Below are 19,916 nucleotides of genomic sequence, written 5' to 3' on the forward strand. Positions count from 1 at the left end.
CGTTTGCTTTTCAGCCGACTTGATTCAGCTCGAATACGGAGTCGATCGTCTCGCCGTTCCAGTTGTATTCCAGATAGGCGGCGTGGCGGCAATCGCGCAGCATTGTCGTGCGCAGGGCGGCGAGGCATTCGCCTTCCGGATCGCGCACCGACGGATACACGATCCCAGGCGCGTTCGCCGCGCGCACCGCGTGTCCGAGCGACTTGCCGGGTGCGTAATCGTCGGGCGCGAGAATGCGCGGATCGAGGCCCGCGCGAGCGATCGCGTCGCCACGCAAATCGACGACTTCGCCATGCGCCAGCACCGTGTAGAGACGCATCTGCTGGCGCAGCGGCGCTTCGTTCGTCGCCGCGAGAAAGAGGCCGGCGTGATAGCGCGTTTCCGCGATCGCGGTCCGCCGTTCCCGGCCGCAATAGAAGACGCCGTAGCTGCCGTCGGAAAAGCGGCTGCCGTTCGGGTTCAGATGCGTGAACGCGGCCATGATCGGCCCGCAGCCCGGCCCGAAGCAGCGTTCGTCGGGCGGCACGAGATCGAGTTCGCCGACTTCGGTGCGCAGGCGGTCGTTGGTCATCGCTTCGAGCGCGTAGAGGGCTTCGAAATCCTGCGGCGACGCCACCCGATCGAACAGGTTGACGGCCGGAAAACGCGTGGGAATCACGCGATACGCGGGCGTCCAGTCGATCAGGCTGTGCGGCCACTGCTCGCGCCAGTTCGGTGTGTCCTTGCTGAATGCAATCCCCATCACGCCCAGCCGCCTCGCATTGCGTCGAGATACTGGCGCACGGCGACCAGATCGCTGATATTGCCCGCCAGCAGGCGATCGAGCGCCGGATGCCCGCCGAAGGGCGGCGCGGCGTTGGGGCGGCGAATCCAGGTATCGGCGGCTTTCGGGTCGGGCAGAAGGATTTGCAGCGCCTTGTAGATGCCGAGAATCAGCGAAAGGCGCTCCAGCGTGTCGCGCGCGAGCCGCGCGGAGTGCGGCGCGGCCTTCCATTTGAAGAACGTGGAGCGGCCGGGCGAGCCGAGCAGGGTGATCTGCTCTTCGGCCGACAGCCTCCAGTCGCGGGCGATGTTGAAGAACGCGCGCAGGCCGGCGGCGGAAAGATCGCCCGAATCCAGCGCCGGGCGCGGCGCCGGATGGCCGGCCGGCGCGAGTTCGGCGCGTGCGGCGTTGGACATATCGTTAAGTCTCCAAAGGAACTTGTTTCACATATTAGTCCACATTTGGATTAATACAAGCGCGTCATGATTGTTTTTGCTGGCAGCGCCGGATCAGCCGTCATCGTCGGTCGGACCGTAGCGGCGGCCGGGCACGTGCGATTTGAGCGCATCGGCGATCTGCGACGGCGTGCAATCGGCGGGAAGCACGCGGCGCTGCACGCGCTGATCGTTCTTCAGCACCCATTCGACCATGCGATACGCCGGTCCCCACGGCGGTTCGACCGGCAAGGAGAGACGGCATTCGCGCAGCGTGAGCGCGTACTGTTTTCGCATCGTCGGCGCGAGATTGGCGGAGCTTCGGCGCGCGGCAGTGTTGGCTGGCATGACACATTCCTCACGGTGATGACCCAGCCGTCCGATGCGGACGGCGGCAATTGAGCCGGATCGCGAGACGAGTGTGTCGGTCGAGAATTAAGAGCGACTTAATCGCGAGCGATGCCGCATCGACGCGCGACGATATGCCGCCGCAGGCGGTCCGCAACGCAGGTCAAGAGGCGCTTCGGCATTTTCACCACGCGGTGCGCCGCCTGTTTGCCGCAGCGGCGGCTTACTGTATATTCGTACAGCTTGTCTGCAACAGGGAGCTTGCCGATGATTTCACCCACCGATCCGCTCGAAGCGGCTGCGCTCGAACGTTTCATGCGCGCGACGCGCGCGGTCAACGCGGCGTTCGACGCCACGCGAGGCGAGCCCGATTTCATGCAGGGTGGGCAATCCGTCGCGCGCTCGCTCGAGCGTCTCGACGCCGCGTTGCGCGAACTGGAAACCTCCGAGCTGTCGCTCGACGCCATTCTCTCGCGCAGCGCGGGTCACTAACCGTTGGAGCGAATCACTTGAAGCGCGTATTCCTGATCGTCGTTCTTCTGATTGGCTCGTCGTCGCTCTTTGCGGCCGAGCGCTACACGGAAGTCTGGAATCCTCCCGAAGCACAGTCCGTCAAAGGCAAGAGCAAGGCGCACGCGGCCACGCAGACCGCGGCCAGGAAGAAGCACAAGAGCGCGACTTCGGTGAAGCAGGTCGCGGATAAAGCCGCCATCGAACAGCCGTCGGTGACGCCGCGTCCGAAGTCGGCATCGCCGAAGCCGGCCGAGCCAATGATCCCGCGCAAGATCGAGCCGAACGGCCAGGTGATGCGCGTGTAGAACGCGTGCGCGAGGCACGAACGACAAAGGGGCGCCCGGACGGAGCGCCCCTTTTTTTCGGCGGCCGACCGCGCCGCACGACGTCACAACTGGCCCATCAACAACAGAACGATCACCACGACCAGCACGACGCCGACGATCCCGCTCGGCCCGTAGCCCCAACTGCGGCTGTGCGGCCAGGAAGGAATGGCGCCGATCAAGAGCAGGATCAGGATGATCAGCAGTATGGTTCCGATCGTCATTCGATTTCTCCTTGTTCAAATGACCGCGGGACGGATCGGCGTCCGGCGCAGCCTCCCAACTGTCATCGACAGTCATGCGCCGGAGGGGCGGCGGTTCGTGGCCGCCGGCAGATCAGTGGTGCGATCGACGAGAGGAGAAGAGCAACGGCCGTGCCAGCGAGCCCGAAGGCCGTGCCGCAAGGCGTCCGGCGCGTCGAACGGACGCGCGCCTGAGCAGACGATTGTCGAAAGGGAGAGGCGAAGCGGGACAGGGCGGGCAAAAGTTGCACGGCGCGGGAAAGCCGCCGTGCATTCATCGCGAAAACGGATCAGAAGATGCCGCGGAACGCCCAGAACAAGAGTCCCGAAAGCGCGATCGACACCGGCAGCGTCAGGATCCACGCGAGCGCGAGGCTGCGCACGGTGCGCCATTGCAGGCCGGAGCCGTTCGCGGCCATCGTGCCCGCGACGCCCGACGACAGCACGTGCGTCGTGCTGACCGGCAGACCGTAGACATCGGCGGCACCGATGGTCAGCATCGCCACCAATTCCGCCGACGCGCCTTGCCCGTACGTCAGATGCGTCTTGCCGATGCGCTCGCCGACCGTCACGACAATGCGCTTCCAGCCGACCATCGTGCCCAGGCCGAGCGCGACCGCGACGGCGACCTTCACCCACGTCGGAATGAATTTGGTCGCGTGGTCGAGCTGCTTCTTGTAGTTGGTGAGCACGGCGTCATCGTCGGCGGAAAACGCGGGCGCCTTCTGCTTTTCCATGATGCGCAGCGCTTCGGACGCGATGTACATCTCGTTGCGCACGTTTTTGACCACGCCCTGCGGCACGGCGGCGATCGTCTCGTGCGGCCGCACCTGCGATTCGATCGAATCGACCACGCTCTTCAGCGATGAAATCGTGTCCGGCGCGAGCGTCTTCGTCTGCACGTACTTTTCGACCTGGTCGCGCGGGTTGGCCGCGGGCGGCGCGCCGTTGCTGTAGCGCTGCAGCACGTCGGACGCGCTGTGGCTCACCGCGACGAAGTTCTGCGTCTCGTTCGCCGTCACGGCCTTGTTGAGCGCGTAGGCGGTCGGCACGGTGCCGATCAGGATCAGCATGATGAGGCCCATGCCCTTCTGGCCGTCGTTGGAGCCGTGCGCGAACGACACGCCCGTGCAGGTGAGAATCAGCAGGCAGCGGATCCAGAACGGCGGCGGCGTGTTCTTTTCCGGCTCCTTGTAGAGCGCGGGCACGCGCACGACGAGCTTCAGCACATACAGCAGAAAGCCCGCCGCGACGAAGCCGACGATCGGCGAAAACAGCAGCGACTTGCCGACCGACATCGCCTGGCTCCAGTCGACGCCCGACGTGCCGTTGGTGCCATGCAGCATCTGGTTCATGAGGCCGACGCCGATCACCGAGCCGATCAGCGTATGCGAGCTCGAAGAGGGCAGGCCGAGCGCCCACGTGCCGAGGTTCCAGATGATCGCCGCGATCAGGAGCGCGAAGACCATCGCGAAGCCCTGCGAACTCCCCACGCCGATGATCAGTTCGACCGGCAGCAGTTGCAGAATCCCGAACGCGACCGCGCCGCTCGAAATCAGCACGCCGATGAAATTCCATGCGCCCGACCAGACCACCGCTAAATTTGGTGTCAAAGAGTGCGTGTAAATTACAGTGGCGACGGCGTTCGCGGTGTCATGAAAACCGTTGACGAATTCGAAGCCGAGCGCGATCAGGAGCGCGATGCCGAGCAGGACGTACGGAAATGCCGAGGTCTCGCGCACGGGCGCGAGATCTTCGAACAAATGCAGAATGCAGTACACCGCGCCCACGCCGATGGCGAGCAGGAAAAGCAGCAGCGCAAGCCGTTGTCCGAGCGTGCGGCCTTCTCGTGACTGGGGAAATGCCATCTGGTTCATGTCGCGTCCTTGTATGGTTTTGCGCGAGGCCGTGTCGGAAGGTGAAAAGCAGACGAGAAGTATTTCGGAAACTCAAATGGCCATGTTTCCCGGCGCGTGTGTCGATTTCATGAATCGGGAAATACGAGCTTTTCGTATGAATTGACGGGCGGCGCGAGCGCTTCGGGAGACTTCATGACGATGTGGGTCGAGGTGACGCTGCAATCGAATCGATCGGACGACGGATCGATCTGCTCGCTGGCGGAAACGTTGCAGCGCATCGGCGCATTTGCGGGCGCGACACCCCTCTCGACGCGCTTCGCGACGCGCGAAATCGCACTGGAAGCGCCGGGCTGGCGGCTATCCGTCGAAACGCAGGAAGGCGCGCGCACGCTCTGCGCCGTGCAGGCCGAAAGTGCGCCGATGCCCGGCTTCACGCGATACCGGACCTTCGCGCGGCCGGCGGGCGAGAATCTGGCGGCGTCGCTGATCGAATTCGCTCAAGCCGACGATGCGTTGCGCGCGCCGCTCGCGAAGGCGTACCGGTTTGCGGATCAGGACGTTCCGGCGGCCGAGCACGAGTTCGAAACCGAGCGCATCGAATGGCGCATCGACGCGAGCGGCGCGGACATTCTCGCGACGCTCGAAACGTCCGCGCAAATGCTGCCGACGCTGCGGCTCGCGGCGCCGTCGGTGAACGGCGCGGTCGATGCCGTCTTCAGCGTCGCGGGCGAGGTGATCGACGCCGCGCCGTTTTCCATCGTGCCGGACGACGAACACGCGCCGGATGCCGCACCCGTGCATGCGGCGACCCTCGATCTTCCGCGCTCCGCCACGCGTCGCGAAGCGTTTGTCGCGATCGCGTCGTCGGTGGCGGGGCAGTGGTTCGGCAACGGCGCGGCATCGCGCGCGGGTCTCGGCGACGAGCACGTGCACCAATTGCGCGTCGCGCAGCGGCGGCTCAAGACACTGCTGAAACTCTTTCGCGATTATGTCGACGATGACTGGAACACGCGCATCGCGCCGGATCTGGAGTGGTTCGGCGATCTTCTCGCCGATGCGCGCGATTGGGACGTGTTCGTCGACGACACGCTGCCCGCCTACGCCGAAGCGGACGACAGCGCCGAGCGCTGGCAGACGCTCATCGCCGCCGCCGACGTGAAGCGCCGCATCGCGCGCGACACGGTGCGCGACGCGCTCGCGTCGAAGCGCTACGCGCGTCTCACGCTCGCATTCGTCGAATGGCTCGCCCGTTTCGCCTCGCACGAGGACGATTCACCGATGTCCTTCGTGAGCTATGCCGAACAGCGCATCCGCAAGGACTACCGGCGCATCGCGTGCGTGCCCGATCTCGTGTCGCTCGAAGCGCACGAGCGGCATCGCGTGCGCATTCATGCGAAGCGGCTGCGCTATGCGCTCGAATTTTTCCGCTCGGTCACGTCGCGACGCACGCGCGAAGACACCGCGAAGCTGCTCGGCCAGTTGCAGACGGCGCTCGGCGAGGCCAACGATGCGGCCGTCGCCGCCGACCGGCTCGCGTCCCTTCCGGAAGCGAGCGAATATCAGCGCGGATTTGCGCGCGCGTGGGGCGCGGCATCGGCGAGAAAGGACGCACAGGAGGGCGAGCGGCTGCTTCGTTCGATACATCGTCCGCGGGTGAAGGCGTCGATATAATGCGTCACGCGTTCATTGATGCGGCACGATTCCGAGGCGAAAAATGAGTAAGACAGCACCGTCGAACGTGCGCGATTCGCTGGAACTCGACGGCTCCGTATGGCTGCGAAGCGGCACGGAGACGCTCGGCGGCGCGGCGCGCATCGCGCTTCTGGCCGCGATTCGCGACGCGGGATCGATCACCGGCGCGGCGAAAGCCGTGGGCATGAGCTACAAGGCCGCATGGGATGCCGTCGATACGATGAACAACCTGGCCGGCGAGCCGCTCGTGACGAGCGCGGCCGGCGGCAAGGGCGGCGGCGGCACGGCGCTCACGCCGGCGGCGCTGCGGCTCATCGGCACGTACCGCGCGATCGAACGCGAGCATCGAAAATTTCTGGAACGGGCGGGCGCGGCCATCGAAGGCTTCGCCCATGACTGGCAACTGATCGGGAGACTGGGCATGAAAACAAGCGCACGCAACCAACTGGCCGGCAAGGTCACGAAAGTCACGCGCGGTGCCGTCAACGATGAAATCGAACTCGGCTTGCCGGGCGGTCAGACGATCGTCGCGGTCGTCACGCATGAAAGCACGCAAGCGCTCGGGCTGAAGGAAGGCGGCGACGCGTTCGCGCTCATCAAGGCGTCGTGGGTCATGTTGATGGAAGACACGAACGCGAAGCTGTCGGCGCGCAATCAGTTGCGTGGGACGATTGCCAGTGTGACGAAGGGCGCGGTGAACGCGGAAGTGTCGTTGTCGCTCGACGGCGGCACGACCATCACCGCGATCATCACGAACCAGAGCGCCGACACGCTCGGCCTCGCGCAAGGTCAGAAGGCCGTGGCGGTGATCAAGGCGTCGAGCGTGATTATCGGCGTGAACGACTGAGCGGCGCACCGCGAGCGCGGCGGCTGCATCAGGCGGCCGCGCGCTGTTCCGGCGGCAGTTTCAATTCCGTCCGGCGATCGGGCGCGCGATAGGTCTTCGCCTTCCAGCTCGCCCGCACGTAAGGACGTTCGTGGCCCGACAGCCCGAGCGCGATTTCCGTGATCCAATGTTGCGTCGGCACGGGCACCCCATGCAAGGTGATGACGACGGCGGCCAGACTCGCGGCCACCGGTGCGGGCGAGAGCCTGCCGGACTCGGCCCTCCACGCGATGCCCATGAACGCGAGCGCGACCACCGCGCCGAGCGCGCAGCCGGCGACCACTTCCGAGACCGAATGCGCGTCGAGCACCACGCGCGACACGCCGACCCACACGCCCAGCGCCAGACCGAACGCGCCGCCGATGGCACGCACCGCGCCGCGCGTGGGCAGCAGCGCGACGAATATCGCGACGGGCAGGACCGCCGTCGACATCAGCGCATGTCCGCTGATGCCGGTGAAATCGAGATGACGCACGCCGATTCCCCAGCCGATGAACGCGATCTTGCTCAACGCGACAAGCCCGCTTGCCGCGCCGAGCAGCGCGAGCCACGCGCCGGCGTATTTCCAGCGATAGCCGAGCGCGAGCCATGCGGCGACGATGAGCGCCACCGGACCCATGACGCCGACGCTTCCGAGCGCGGTCACGAAAATCCAGGCGGAAAAAGGTAGGTCCACGTTCATTGATATTTTGGGAATGAGGGTTGCTGCAGTGCGGCGGCCATGCGTGCCTTGCTCGCGCGCCTCTGTTACGCCGCCGCAAAACAACGCAAGTATAACGCTTGGGATCATCCTGAATTATGCGACCTTCCCTAAAGCGACTTGTTCGTTACATCGCGTAACTTTCGTCTAATTTTGGCTATTTTGTTGAATTGCTGTTAATTAATCCCGATATGTAAGACGATGGCGCGCGTCGTGCAGCCGTTTTGATGCTATTGTGCAATGCACAACCGGCGCGGTTTTTCGACGCGCCATCCGATTGCATGTTTGTGGAGGACCCAGCCGAATGTCAAAAAGCCTTACCAAGCTCTGGCTGCGCGGCTTGAGACGTCTGGTCACCAGCCAGGTCGAATCGATTCGCGCACCGAAGCCCCGCGCGGCGGCCAAGCCCGTGCGCGCGAAGACCGCGAAACCGGTCAAGCCGAAACTCAAGCCGGGCACGGCCGCGAGAGCGACCGGAGCGTCCCGCGCCGAAGCGCGTCCGGCGATGCGAGAGTCGCGCGTGCGTCCGCGCGCGTCTGCGTGGGCGCGCGGGAAATGGGCGCGCTCGTATCACTCGGCGCCGCCCGTGGCCGGCCGGTTCGTGAATCACATGTCGTACGCGCTCTATACGCCGCCGAAGACGGGCGCCGAGCCCATGCCGCTCGTCGTCATGCTGCACGGCTGCAAGCAGAACGCCGACGAATTCGCGCAGGGCACGCGCATCAACCTGCTCGCCGACCGCTACGGTTTCGCGGTGCTGTATCCCGAGCAGTCGAAGCACGATCACGCGCACCGTTGCTGGCGCTGGTACGACGATTCCGGGAGCGGCGGCGGCGGCGAGGCGGCGTCGGTCGTGTCGCTGGTGAATTCGGTCGTCGAGCAGCACGATCTGGATGCGGAGCGCGTGTATCTCGCGGGGATGTCCGCCGGCGCGGGCCTCGCGGCGCTGCTCGCCGTGCGTTATCCGCACATGTTCGCGGCCGTCGGACTGCATTCCGGCGTGGTTTTCGGCGAGGCGCGCTCGGCCATCGGCGCGATGGACGTGATGCGGCGCGGCGCGCGAAGCGATCCCGTCGCGCTGATCGACGCCGCCGTCGACGTCCGCGATTATCCGGGCATGCCGGCGATCATCGTGCACGGAGAGCTGGATTCCGTGGTCACCGCCGCGAACGCAGCGCAACTGGCGAAGCAGTTTCTGCGGCTGAACGGTTTCATCGATGCGGCGGGCAATCGTCGCGCGGGCGAAACGCGCGAGGAAACGCATTCCGATGGCGTCGTGACCGACTATGTCAAGAACAGCCGGCGCGTTGTGAAGACGTCGATCGTGCGCGGCCTCGGCCACTCGTGGGCGGGTGGCGACGATACCGTCGCATTTCATTCGTCAAAAGGGCCGGATTCGGCGGCGGTCATGTGGGAGTTCTTCAAGCATCAGCGCCGTCCGGGCGAGGCCGCGCGCAATGCGTACGTCGCCTGAAGAACTCCGGCGGTGTTTCGAGTGTTGCAAATAAGTGTTTAGTATCAGCGTTCTAGCATGCAGGGCTGGTGTTTGATCAGGGATTACCCTATACTTCGCTTCATAGGTAGTAACCCTAGTATTCACGCGAGGCCCACCATGTTCCTGCTCAGCCGCATTTTCCTGTTCCTCACCAAGTCCGCTGACGAGCGCGATCGTGCGCGCGACGACGCCTATCTCGCCGAAGCCACGGACATCTACGATCTCGAATATCGTATGAAAAAGCTGGATCAGCGCTCGGCTGCGCGTCATCCGTCGTGGATGTCGAACTAAGCTTTTTGGTTTGAAGCGCGCCGCGCATTGTCGCCGGCGTGCTGAATGTGACAGTGAAATGCCGGCTTTCGAGCCGGCATTTTCGCTTCCGTTGCTTCAGATGACCTTCACGCGCACATCCACGTTGTTGCGCGTCGCGTTCGAGTACGGACAGACCTTGTGCGCGGCGTCGACCAGCGCGCGTGCTTCCGTCGCGTCGAGGCCCGGCAGCGAAACGCGCAGTTCGATATCGAGTTTGAAGCCGCCGGCATCGTTGGGGCCGACGCCCACATCGGCGGTTACCGTCGTCTCGGCGGGAATCGCGCGCTTTTGCTGACCGGCGACGAATTTCATCGCCGAAAGAAAGCACGCCGAATAACCCGCGGCGAACAGTTGCTCAGGGTTCGTTCCGGCCGCGCCCGAGCCGCCCAGTTCCTTCGGCGCGCTCAGTTTCACGTTCAGTTGCTCGTCCGAGGAAATCGCGCGGCCATCGCGTCCGCCGGTGCTCGTCGCCGTTGCCTTGTACAGAATGCTCATCAGTTTTCTCCGTTGGTTCGGTTGTCAGATCGACACTGCGTTCACCACGCCGCAAATATATCGCACTAATAATTATCGTACAAATTAAAATATGGCGATCGATTCATTAGCGAATCGCTATGACCGGCGCATCACTGATCGATGTATTCGTTGATCGATGCCCGCAGGCGCACGAGGTCGGCGCGCAGACGCAGTATCGCGTCGATATCGGAGCCCGACGCGCAGTAGATTTCAGTGGGAATCGCCCGGGCGGATTGCCTGAGCGCGCGGCCGGCGTCGCTCAGCCGGACGTGAACCTGACGCTCGTCCTCCACGCCGCGCACGCGCTCGACGTAGCCTTGCGCTTCGAGGCGCTTGAGCAGCGGCGTCATCGTCGCGGAATCGAGCGAGAGGCGCGCGGCGATTTCCTTGACGGTGAGATCGTCGGTTTCCCAGAGCACGAGCATCGCCAGATATTGCGGATACGTCAGGTTGAGCTTCTCCAGCAGCGGCTTGTACGCTTTCGTCATCGCGAGCGATGTCGAGTAGAGCGCGAAGCACAACTGCTGATCGAGTTCTAACGGAAAGTCCTGCAAAGCGTCGGGCGAAGTCATGGCGAAGGCGCGGCGGAAGGGCCGTGGCGGCCGATGCCGCTAGTGTACGTGCAATGCTTCGCGCGCGAAGGATCGCCACGCCCGTTCGATGGGCGCGGCAATCCGGTCAGGCATTGGGCGTGCCGGGCGCGTCGGGAATGTCCGGCGAATCGGACGACTGCACGCCGAAGCAGCCGCGATAGGTCGCGTAGAACGAGCAATACAGCGCCGTCGTGACGATGATCGACGCCGGCATGAGCACCGCGAGCGCCATTTCCTGACCCGCGCCGAGCGCCTGCATCAGCGCGGTCAGGCCGAACGACACCGCGAGCGCGATGGCGATCCACAGCACGCCGTAGTAAATGAACGCACCGCGATTGCGCCAGCACGACACCAGACTGAAGAACAGCGCCTTCGCGGGCGGCACGTCGTGCCATGCGACGAGGATCGGCGCGAACCAGAAGAGCATCGCGATCGGGACATAGCATCCCATCGCGACGAGCACCGCGAGCGGGCTGAAGCTCGCCGCGACCGTTTCCGGATCGCCGCTCGGACCGTCGCCCATCATGATGCTGAGCAGCGTGCCGCCATCGACGAGCGCGGACGCCGCGAAAATCAGCGCCATCGCGACGATATACAGCGCGCCCAGCGCCAGCAGCCGCCGCGCGACGACGCTGCCGTACGAACGGAATCCGTCGACGAGAATGGTCGGCCAGACGGGCTTGCCCGCGATCGTGTTGCGGCACGCCGCCATGAAGCCGACCGCGATGCCCGGAATGAAGAGCAGCGGCAGCAGCGGGCCGACGAGCGGCACGCGCGAGATCAGCGTCATCACGAACAGGTAGGCGAAGAACACCGTGAGAAACGCAAACGGATTGCGGCGGAACAGCCAGATGCCCTGACGGAACCACACGTAGCCGGCTTTGGCGGGAACTTCGATCAGTCGCATGTCGCTAGGTTATCGATTGACGGGAGAAGCGGCTTTGACGCGTTCGCGCAGAATGCGTTCGAAGTGGCCGGGATCGTGCGCTTTCAGCATCTCTGCCTCGCGCGGGCGATGGAAGTCGAAAAGGCGCGAGACCCAGAAACGCATCGCGCCTGCGCGCAGCATGTCGTTCCAGTGACGCTCCTCTGCGGGCGTGAACGGGCGCACGGTCTGATAAGCGCGCAGCATCGCGTCGACGCGCGATGGATCGAGCGCGCCCGTCGCGAGGTCGATGCACCAGTCGTTCACCGTCACGGCGACGTCGAAGAGCCACTTGTCGACGCCCGCGAAGTAGAAGTCGAAGAAGCCGCCGAGGCGCGCGTGCTCGCGGCCGTGCGCGAACAGCACGTTGTCGCGGAACAGATCGCAATGACACGGGCCTTCGGGCAGCGACGCGTAGTCTTCCGAGCCGAAGAACGCCGCCTGATGCGCGAGCTCGCTCTCGAACAGGTCGCGCTGCTCGCGGCTCAGGAAATCGACGATCGACGGCGCCTTCTCCTGCCACCACGAAAGGCTGCGCAGATTCGGCTGATGCTGCGAAAAATCGCGTCCCGCGAGATGCAGGCGCGCGAGCATCTGGCCGACTTCGATGCAGTGCGCGGACGTCGGCGCGAGTTCGGGCGCGCCTTCGAGCTTCGTCACGATGCTCGCGGGCTTGCCGTGCAGCATGCCGAAGAGCGAGCCGTCGCGGCGCGGCATCGGATCGGGAACGGGCACGCGATGCGACGCCAGATGCCGCATCAGATCGAGATAGAACGGCAGTTGCGTCGCCGTGAGATTTTCGAAGATCGTGAGCACGTACTCGCCGTGCGTCGTCGTGAGAAAGAAGTTGCTGTTCTCGATGCCCGACTGGATGCCGCGAAATTCGACGACATCGCCGAGATCGTAGTCTTGCAGCCAGTCGCCGAGATCGGCGTTGGTGACGGGAGTGAAGACAGCCATGCGGGAAAACGTCGGTCAGGTTGGACGGCCGGAAGACGGCCTGTGAACGGTGACGCCGGGCAAGGAGCCACGGTGCCGCGACCCGCCCGGAAAGAGCGGGTCCGAAGCGATCTTGCGGGATCAGTAATGCAGGTTGATCGATGGCAGGCGCGTGCTCGCCTTGCCGTTGTCGCGCACTTGCGGCGATGTGTCGGCCGGCGAGCTCATCTGATAGCGCGTGCCGAAATTCGAATGCACATCGATTTCGACCGGCTTGCCCTTGTCACGAAACTCGGTGATTTCGGTGCCGTTGGTGCTCAGTTCGTGATAACTCGGCGTGCGCGGCGGCGAAATCTCGACTTTCGAGCTGACATTCGCGGGCGGACGATTGATGGACTTCAGATCCGGAAGGCCCGCGGCCTCTTCCGGCGACATTTTCTGGGCCGCCGGTTGCGGCGCCGCGCTGACTGATTGCTGCGCCGGCTGTGCGAATGCGCCGAAGCTTGTTGCGGCGAGGACTGCCGCGGCGGCGGCGCAAAGGTGCGGCTTCATGATGGATCTCCAGACGATGGCCGGATTCTAACAAAACGGTTGCGGACTCAGTGACTCACGCTGGGTCAACGCCTTATTTTGCGCCGGTTTCACGTTTTTTGACTGCGGAAACCAAAAAGGTGTTGCGAGGTGTGATCGCACGCACTCACACGAGGAGGGACTTCATGGTTCGCGCATTCTTCCGTGTTAATGTCGATTCACTACGAGGGCACTGAAGAAAGACACAAGATCATGACAAACGACCGGACTCAAAGTACACAGGGCACGCCTGCCAGCGATTTTCCGACCGAATCCTTCGAGGATCCCGCCGCGGCCGTCGCGCGCCTTTCGGCGATCTATGAAGCGAACACGGCGTTTCTGCGCGACGCGTTCGCGCGTTATCGGCGCAACGAGCACTTCACGCATCGCGTGCGCGCGTGCTATCCGTTCGTGCGCGTGCGTACCGAGCTGAACACGCAGATCGATTCGCGGCGTTCGTATGGCTTCGTCGCGGGTCCGGGCATCTATGAAACGACGCTCACGCGCCCCGATCTCTTCGGCGATTACTATCGCGAGCAATTGCGGCTGCTCACGAAGAATCATCATGTCGGCCTGGAAGTGGGCGTGTCCGCGCATCCGATTCCGATTCACTTCGCGTTCGCCGAGGGCATTCATCTCGAAGGCGATCTCGATCGCGACCGGCTGCTCGCGATGAGAAACATCTTCGATACTCCGGACCTCGCGCTCCTCGACGATCGCATCGTCAACGGCACGTACGAGCCGGGTGCGGGCGAGCCGCATCCGCTCGCGCTCTTCACGGCGGCGCGCGTCGATTTTTCGCTGCATCGCTTAAGGCACTACACGGCGACCTCGCCCACGCACTTCCAGAATTACGTGCTGTACACGAACTACCAGTTTTATATCGACGAGTTCGTGAAGCTCGGCCGCACGATGATGTCGCGTGCCGACGACGAAGAAACGCGTGCGTATCGCAGCGCGTATTCGTCGTTCGTCGAACCGGGCGATGTCGTCAGGTACAACGCGAATCTCGGCGAGCAGCCGGAGGAAGGCACGCCGTCCGCGCGTCTGCCGCAGATGCCCGCTTATCACTTGAAGCGCGCGGACGGCAGCGGCATCACGATGGTGAACATCGGCGTGGGGCCGTCGAACGCGAAGACGATCACGGATCACATCGCGGTATTGCGGCCGCATGCGTGGATCATGCTCGGGCACTGCGCGGGCCTGCGTAACACGCAGCGTCTGGGTGACTACGTGCTTGCGCACGGTTACGTGCGTGAAGACCACGTGCTCGATGACGATCTGCCGCTGTGGGTGCCGGTGCCGGCGCTCGCGGAAGTACAGGTTGCGCTGGAGCGCGCGGTCGCGCAGGTGACGAAACTCGAAGGCGTCGAACTCAAGCGCGTGATGCGCACGGGCACGGTCGCGAGCGTCGATAACCGTAACTGGGAATTGCGCGATCACCGCGAGCCGGTGCGGCGGCTGTCGCAGAGCCGGGCGGTGGCGCTCGACATGGAAAGCGCGACGATCGCGGCGAACGGGTTTCGCTTTCGCGTGCCGTACGGGACGTTGCTATGCGTGTCGGATAAGCCGCTGCATGGCGAACTGAAGCTGCCTGGAATGGCCGATCAGTTTTATCGCGCGCAAGTGGATCAGCATTTGCAGATCGGCGTGAAGGCAATGGAACTGCTGCGCGAGAACGGGTTGTCGAAGCTGCATTCGCGCAAGTTGCGCAGCTTTGCGGAAGTGGCGTTTCAGTAATTCGCCGAGACTAAAACGATGCGAGCGTTCTATTAAGACCGCTCGCATCGAGTCTCGATTACAAATAGAACATCCGATCTTCGTCCGACTTGCTCTCCGCCGGCTGCTCGACGGAGTCTTCGCGGTCTTCATAGAACCGCAGCACGGCATCGAGCACCTGATCCGGATCGTCGATCACTTGCATCAGATCGAGATCCTTCGGGCTGATCACGCCGTTGGTCAGCAGCGTGTTCTTGAACCACTCGAGCAAGCCGGCCCAGAACTCCGCACCGACGAGCACGATCGGCACGTGACGCGACTTCTTCGTCTGAATGAGCGTCAACACTTCGGCGAGTTCATCCAGCGTACCGAAGCCGCCCGGCATCACCACGACCGCATCCGAATTCTTCACGAACGTCACCTTGCGCGTGAAGAAGTGGCGAAAGCGCAGCGAGATGTCCTGCCACTGATTGCCCGATTGCTCGTGCGGCAATTCGATATTGAGGCCGACCGAAGGCGACTTGCCCGCATGCGCGCCCTTGTTCGCCGCTTCCATGATGCCCGGCCCGCCGCCCGATATGACGGCGAAGCCCGCGTCGGAGAATTTCTGCGCGATTTCGATCGTGAGCTGATAGTACGGCGACTCCGGTTTCAGGCGCGCCGAACCATAGATGCTGATGGCAGGGCGGATCTCCGAGAGGTACTCGGTCGCCTCGATAAACTCTGCCATAATCGTGAACATCTGCCACGATGCGCGAGCCTTCTTGGCCGTCGCGCGCTCTTGATCTGCGAGTGATCGCAGACTCGGAATCACTTTTCTCTTGTTCATAATGCCTGAAGAACTAAGTCTTGAAGGTAAGACCCTGCTATTGGTCGACGGTTCTAGTTACTTGTACCGGGCCTACCATGCGATGCCGGACTTGCGAGGCCCCGACGGCGGCCCCACCGGCGCTCTGTACGGCATGATCAACATGCTGCGGCGCTTGCGGCGCGAAATCAATGCAGAGTATAGCGCGTGCGTATTTGATGCCAAAGGCAAGACTTTCCGCGACGACTGGTACGCGGAGTACAAAGCCAACCGGCCCTCGATGCCGGAAGACCTGTCCAGACAAATCGAGCCCATCCACGTCGCCGTGCGCGCGCTCGGCTGGCCGCTCGTGATGATCGAAGGCGTCGAGGCCGACGACGTCATCGGCACGCTTGCCGTCGCGGCCGAGAAGCGCGGCATGAAGGTGATCGTGTCGACGGGCGACAAGGATCTGGCTCAGCTCGTGACGGATCATGTCACCCTCATCAATACGATGACCAACGAAACGCTCGACCGTGCCGGCGTGCTCGCGAAGTTCGGCGTGCCGCCCGAGCGGATCGTCGATTACCTGTCGCTCATCGGCGATACCGTCGATAACGTGCCGGGCGTCGAGAAGTGCGGTCCCAAGACGGCGCTCAAATGGCTCACGCAATACGAAACCCTTGATGGCATCGTAGAACATGCGAGCGAGATCAAGGGTGCGGTAGGAGACAATCTGCGCAAGGCACTGGACTTCCTGCCGATGGCGAGAAAGCTCGTCACCGTGCACACGGAATGCGACCTCGCTTCGCAGATCGAGTCGATCGACGGCACGCTCGTCACGCGTCCCGAATCGCGCGACGAACTGCGCGACGTGTTCATGCGTCATGGCTTCAAGACATGGCTGCGCGAAGTCGAAATCGCCGATGCCGTCGAAGGTCCGGCCGACACGCCGCCTGCCGAAGTCACCGAAATCGAGCATCACTACGAGACGGTGCAGACGTGGGAACAGCTCGACGCGTGGCTTGCGCGCATCAACGAAGCGGAGCTCACGTCCTTCGATAGCGAGACCACGTCGCTCGACCCGATGACCGCGCAGATCGTCGGCATGTCGCTCTCGGTCGAGCCGGGGCATGCAGCCTATATTCCGGTCGCGCATCGCGGGCCGGATGCGCCCGAGCAATTGCCGCGCGATGAAGTGCTCGCGAAGCTCAAGCCTTGGCTCGAAGATGCATCGAAGAAAAAGGTCGGTCAGCATCTGAAGTACGACGAGCAGGTGCTCGCGAACTACGGCATCGAAATGCGCGGTGTCGAGCACGACACGCTGCTGCAATCGTACGTGCTCGAGTCGCATCGTCCGCACGACATGGACAACCTCGCGTTGCGGCATCTCGGCGTGAAGACGATCAAGTATGAAGACGTTGCGGGCAAGGGCGCATCGCAGATCGGTTTCGACGAAGTGCCGCTCGACAAGGCCTCCGCCTATGCCGCCGAAGACGCCGATATCACGCTGCGCCTGCATCGCTCGCTCTATCCGCAAGTGGCGCAGGAGGAAGGGCTTTTGCATGTGTATCGCGACATCGAAATGCCGACGTCGCGCGTCCTGCGAAAAATGGAACGCAACGGAGTCCTGATCGATCGCCGGCGGCTCGATTCGCAGAGCAGCGAGATCGCGAAGCGTCTCATCGATTTGCAGGCGCAAGCCTATGAACTCGCGGGCGGCGAATTCAATCTCGGCTCGCCGAAGCAGATCGGCCAGATCTTCTTCGAGAAGCTGCAACTGCCGGTCGTGAAGAAGACGCCGAGCGGTGCGCCTTCCACCGACGAAGAAGTGCTGCAGAAGCTCGCGGAAGACTATCCGTTGCCGAAGGTGCTGCTCGAACATCGCGGGCTGTCGAAGCTCAAATCCACCTATACGGACAAGCTCCCGCGCATGGTGAATGCATCGACGGGACGTGTGCATACGAACTACGCGCAGGCCGTCGCGGTGACGGGGCGGCTGTCGTCGAACGAGCCGAACTTGCAGAACATTCCGGTGCGCACGGGCGAAGGGCGGCGCATTCGCGAGGCGTTCATCGCGCCGCCGGGCAGGAAGATCGTGTCGGCGGATTACTCGCAGATCGAGCTGCGCATCATGGCGCATATTTCCGGCGACGAATCGTTGATGCGCGCGTTCAAGGAAGGCGAAGACGTGCACCGCGCGACGGCATCGGAAGTGTTCAGCGTCACGCCGCTCGAAGTCGATAACGATCAGCGGCGCATTGCGAAAGTCATCAACTTCGGTTTGATCTACGGCATGAGCTCGTTCGGGCTCGCGTCGAATCTGGGCATCACGCGCGATGCGGCGAAGCTTTATATCGACCGCTATTTCGCGCGTTATCCGGGCGTTGCCGCGTACATGGAAAACACGCGTGTGAGCGCGAAGGCGAACGGCTTCGTCGAGACCGTGTTCGGCCGGCGTCTGTGGCTGCCCGAGATCAACGGCGGCAGCGGGCCGCGCCGTCAGGCCGCGGAGCGCGCCGCGATCAACGCGCCGATGCAGGGCACCGCCGCCGATCTCATCAAGCTGTCGATGATCGCGGTGCAGGACTGGCTGGAAACGTCGGGCATCGGCGCGAAGATGATCATGCAGGTACACGATGAACTCGTGCTCGAAGTGCCCGAGGAAGCGCTGCCCGAGGTCAGGAAGCGCTTACCTGAACTGATGTGCGGCGTGGCGAAGCTGAAGGTGCCGCTCGTCGCGGAAGTCGGCGTGGGCAACAACTGGGAAGAAGCGCACTGAAATTCTTTGCGCAATGCATACGCGGCGCGTGTCGCGTATGTCCGACATCTCGGTGACGCGCTTGTGACTGTCACCGAAGGTCTTGCACAATGAGTCGATCGAGGAAAAAACGCACGCAGGCCGATCCAATATAAAAGCACAGGGAGAGTTCCATGCATCGCTTCATCATCGTCGGCGGAGGGGCTGGCGGCCTCGAACTCGCGACTCGTCTGGGCGACCGTTTCGGCTCGACGGATGGCAAGGCCCCGCCGAAAGCGCAAGTCACGCTCGTCGACCGCAATCCGACGCATATCTGGAAGCCGCTCCTGCATGAAGTCGCGGCGGGCAGCATGGACCCGTTCACGCAGGAACTCGAATACGCGGCGCAAGCCCTGTGGCACGGCTTCGAGTTTCAGCAGGGCGAGCTCGTCGGGCTGGATCGCGCGGCAAGGCGCATCGTGATCGGCGCGTTGCGCGACGAAGAAGCCGGCGAGCTTCTGCCCCAGCGCGAGCTGGAATACGACACGCTCGTCATCGCGATCGGCAGTACGACGCATTTCTTCGGCGTCGAAGGCGCGCAGCAGAACTCAATCGCGCTCGATACGGTCGGTCAGGCAGAACTCTTCCGCAAGCGTTTGATCGCGGCCTGCATGCGCGCGGAGCACTTCGCGCCGGAGCCGGTCGCGGCGGGCGTCGACGACGGCGAGGACGATCCGGGTGTCGATCCGGTGCCGCGCATCCAGGTGGCGATCGTCGGCGCGGGCGCGACGGGCGTCGAATTGTCGGCGGAACTGCGCAATACGGCGCAGGTGCTTTCCGCATACGGATTGCACAAGCTCGATCCGAAGCACGATATCGGCATCGTGCTCATTGAAGCCGGGCCGCGCATTTTGCCCGCGCTGCAGGAGCGCGTATCGCTCGCGACCGCCGAACTGCTCACCAAGCTCGGCGTGAAGCTGATGACCGGCGAAACGGTCGCGCAGGTGTCGCGCGACTCGATCCGCACGGCGAGCGGCAAGACCATTCGCGCGGATCTCACGGTCTGGGCGGCGGGCATCAAGGCGCCCGCGATCCTCGCCAATCTCGAAGGTCTGCCGACGAACCGCCTCGGACAGTTGATCGTGCGCCGCACGCTGCAGACCGAAACCGACGACAACGTCTTCGCCCTCGGCGATTGCGCCGCTTGTCCGTGGCCCGGCAACGAGCGCAACGTGCCGCCGCGCGCGCAGGCCGCGCATCAGCAGGCGAGTTTTCTGTTCAAGTCGTTCGAGCGGATGTTGCAGGGCAAGCCGCTGCACGAGTACACGTATCGCGATTTCGGCTCGCTGGTGTCGCTCGGGCATTACAGCGCGGTCGGCAATCTGATGGGCGGGTTGATCGGCGGCAACATGCTGATCGAAGGGCTCTTCGCGCGCTTCATGTACATGTCGCTCTACCGGCTGCACGTCGCCGCGCTGCACGGTTACGCGCGCATGGTGCTCGATACGGTCGCGCACTGGCTGCGCCGTTCCACCGCGCCGCGCGTGAAGCTGCACTGAC

The 19,916-nt window shown here is 63.6% G+C and carries 22 protein-coding genes; 9 read left to right on the top strand and 13 right to left on the bottom strand.

From position 1 onward, the window contains the following. Positions 1-10: 10 nt before the first annotated feature. From NOV72_RS09890 to NOV72_RS31875, 4 genes are all read right to left on the bottom strand, one after another. Complete coding sequence (locus tag NOV72_RS09890) at positions 11-742, bottom strand: RES family NAD+ phosphorylase (protein WP_106854421.1); 732 nt, start codon at positions 740-742, stop codon at positions 11-13. Continuing rightward, positions 742-1,179: an MbcA/ParS/Xre antitoxin family protein gene (locus NOV72_RS09895; protein WP_106854422.1), complete on the bottom strand. Its 438-nt coding sequence runs from the start codon at positions 1,177-1,179 to the stop codon at positions 742-744. The genes NOV72_RS09890 and NOV72_RS09895 overlap by 1 nt, the downstream gene beginning before the upstream one ends. 93 nt (positions 1,180-1,272) lie before the next feature. Then, positions 1,273-1,545: a DUF2866 domain-containing protein gene (locus tag NOV72_RS09900; RefSeq protein WP_106854423.1), complete on the bottom strand. Its 273-nt coding sequence runs from the start codon at positions 1,543-1,545 to the stop codon at positions 1,273-1,275. A 98-nt stretch (positions 1,546-1,643) separates the two neighbouring features. Further along, positions 1,644-1,826 carry a hypothetical protein gene (locus tag NOV72_RS31875; protein WP_146149973.1) on the bottom strand — a complete coding sequence of 61 codons (183 nt, stop codon included), beginning with the start codon at positions 1,824-1,826 and terminating at the stop codon, positions 1,644-1,646. Here NOV72_RS31875 and NOV72_RS09905 point away from each other — a divergent pair. After that, on the top strand, positions 1,813-2,037 hold the full coding sequence (locus tag NOV72_RS09905) for a hypothetical protein (protein ID WP_245932972.1): 225 nt from the start codon (positions 1,813-1,815) through the stop codon (positions 2,035-2,037). The two genes, NOV72_RS31875 and NOV72_RS09905, sit on opposite strands and share 14 nt — an antisense overlap. Before the next feature lie 17 nt (positions 2,038-2,054). Further along, a complete protein-coding gene (locus NOV72_RS09910; RefSeq protein ID WP_106854424.1) occupies positions 2,055-2,363 on the top strand; it encodes a hypothetical protein in 309 nt (102 codons plus the stop codon). Between the two features lie 83 nt (positions 2,364-2,446). On the opposite strand, the gene NOV72_RS09915 is transcribed toward NOV72_RS09910, so the two are convergent. Both NOV72_RS09915 and NOV72_RS09920 read right to left on the bottom strand, forming a co-directional pair. Beyond that, positions 2,447-2,605, bottom strand: coding sequence for a DUF3309 family protein (locus NOV72_RS09915; protein ID WP_075644535.1), 159 nt, complete (start codon positions 2,603-2,605; stop codon positions 2,447-2,449). A 308-nt stretch (positions 2,606-2,913) separates the two neighbouring features. Continuing rightward, complete coding sequence (locus tag NOV72_RS09920) at positions 2,914-4,500, bottom strand: inorganic phosphate transporter (RefSeq protein WP_106854425.1); 1,587 nt, start codon at positions 4,498-4,500, stop codon at positions 2,914-2,916. Positions 4,501-4,674: 174 nt separating this feature from the next. Between NOV72_RS09920 and NOV72_RS09925 the strand changes: the two genes are divergently transcribed. Further along, positions 4,675-6,153 carry a CHAD domain-containing protein gene (locus NOV72_RS09925; RefSeq protein WP_106854603.1) on the top strand — a complete coding sequence of 493 codons (1,479 nt, stop codon included), beginning with the start codon at positions 4,675-4,677 and terminating at the stop codon, positions 6,151-6,153. Positions 6,154-6,196: 43 nt separating this feature from the next. Continuing rightward, entirely contained in the window at positions 6,197-7,021 is an 825-nt protein-coding gene (locus NOV72_RS09930; RefSeq protein WP_106854426.1) for a TOBE domain-containing protein, read from the top strand. Between the two features lie 28 nt (positions 7,022-7,049). Here the strand turns inward: NOV72_RS09930 and NOV72_RS09935 are convergent, their stop codons facing one another. After that, positions 7,050-7,742: a phosphatase PAP2 family protein gene (locus tag NOV72_RS09935; protein ID WP_106854427.1), complete on the bottom strand. Its 693-nt coding sequence runs from the start codon at positions 7,740-7,742 to the stop codon at positions 7,050-7,052. 322 nt (positions 7,743-8,064) lie between these two features. Here NOV72_RS09935 and NOV72_RS09940 point away from each other — a divergent pair, with 322 nt between their 5' ends. Both NOV72_RS09940 and NOV72_RS09945 read left to right on the top strand, forming a co-directional pair. After that, entirely contained in the window at positions 8,065-9,234 is a 1,170-nt protein-coding gene (locus NOV72_RS09940; RefSeq protein WP_106854428.1) for an extracellular catalytic domain type 1 short-chain-length polyhydroxyalkanoate depolymerase, read from the top strand. A 138-nt stretch (positions 9,235-9,372) separates the two neighbouring features. Beyond that, positions 9,373-9,546 (top strand): DUF3563 family protein, encoded by a 174-nt coding sequence (locus NOV72_RS09945; protein ID WP_106854429.1) that lies wholly within the window; start codon positions 9,373-9,375, stop codon positions 9,544-9,546. 96 nt (positions 9,547-9,642) lie between these two features. On the opposite strand, the gene NOV72_RS09950 is transcribed toward NOV72_RS09945, so the two are convergent. The 5 genes from NOV72_RS09950 to NOV72_RS09970 all read right to left on the bottom strand — a co-directional run bounded on the left by NOV72_RS09950 (position 9,643) and on the right by NOV72_RS09970 (position 13,092). Continuing rightward, positions 9,643-10,062: an organic hydroperoxide resistance protein gene (locus tag NOV72_RS09950; protein WP_106854430.1), complete on the bottom strand. Its 420-nt coding sequence runs from the start codon at positions 10,060-10,062 to the stop codon at positions 9,643-9,645. A gap of 131 nt (positions 10,063-10,193) precedes the next feature. Next, positions 10,194-10,655 (bottom strand): MarR family winged helix-turn-helix transcriptional regulator, encoded by a 462-nt coding sequence (locus NOV72_RS09955; protein ID WP_106854431.1) that lies wholly within the window; start codon positions 10,653-10,655, stop codon positions 10,194-10,196. Positions 10,656-10,761: 106 nt separating this feature from the next. After that, entirely contained in the window at positions 10,762-11,583 is an 822-nt protein-coding gene (locus NOV72_RS09960; protein ID WP_106854432.1) for a BPSS1780 family membrane protein, read from the bottom strand. Between the two features lie 9 nt (positions 11,584-11,592). Continuing rightward, the gene (locus tag NOV72_RS09965; RefSeq protein WP_106854433.1) at positions 11,593-12,561 is read right to left on the bottom strand and encodes a homoserine kinase; all 969 of its coding nucleotides are present in this window, start codon (positions 12,559-12,561) and stop codon (positions 11,593-11,595) included. A 120-nt stretch (positions 12,562-12,681) separates the two neighbouring features. Beyond that, positions 12,682-13,092 (bottom strand): hypothetical protein, encoded by a 411-nt coding sequence (locus NOV72_RS09970; RefSeq protein ID WP_106854434.1) that lies wholly within the window; start codon positions 13,090-13,092, stop codon positions 12,682-12,684. A 231-nt stretch (positions 13,093-13,323) separates the two neighbouring features. On the opposite strand from NOV72_RS09970, the gene NOV72_RS09975 reads away from it, so the two are divergent. Further along, positions 13,324-14,850 carry an AMP nucleosidase gene (locus NOV72_RS09975; protein WP_106854604.1) on the top strand — a complete coding sequence of 509 codons (1,527 nt, stop codon included), beginning with the start codon at positions 13,324-13,326 and terminating at the stop codon, positions 14,848-14,850. A gap of 58 nt (positions 14,851-14,908) precedes the next feature. Here the strand turns inward: NOV72_RS09975 and NOV72_RS09980 are convergent, their stop codons facing one another. After that, on the bottom strand, positions 14,909-15,658 hold the full coding sequence (locus tag NOV72_RS09980; protein WP_106854435.1) for an LOG family protein: 750 nt from the start codon (positions 15,656-15,658) through the stop codon (positions 14,909-14,911). A gap of 1 nt (position 15,659) precedes the next feature. Here NOV72_RS09980 and polA point away from each other — a divergent pair, with 1 nt between their 5' ends. Next, positions 15,660-18,398 (top strand): DNA polymerase I, encoded by a 2,739-nt coding sequence (gene polA / locus NOV72_RS09985; RefSeq protein ID WP_106854436.1) that lies wholly within the window; start codon positions 15,660-15,662, stop codon positions 18,396-18,398. Between the two features lie 152 nt (positions 18,399-18,550). Further along, positions 18,551-19,915, top strand: a complete 1,365-nt coding sequence (locus NOV72_RS09990) for an NAD(P)/FAD-dependent oxidoreductase (RefSeq protein ID WP_106854437.1) — start codon at positions 18,551-18,553, stop codon at positions 19,913-19,915. Position 19,916 lies beyond the last annotated feature (1 nt).

It is taken from the genome of Caballeronia novacaledonica (assembly GCF_900258035.1).
GTDB lineage: Bacteria > Pseudomonadota > Gammaproteobacteria > Burkholderiales > Burkholderiaceae > Caballeronia > Caballeronia novacaledonica.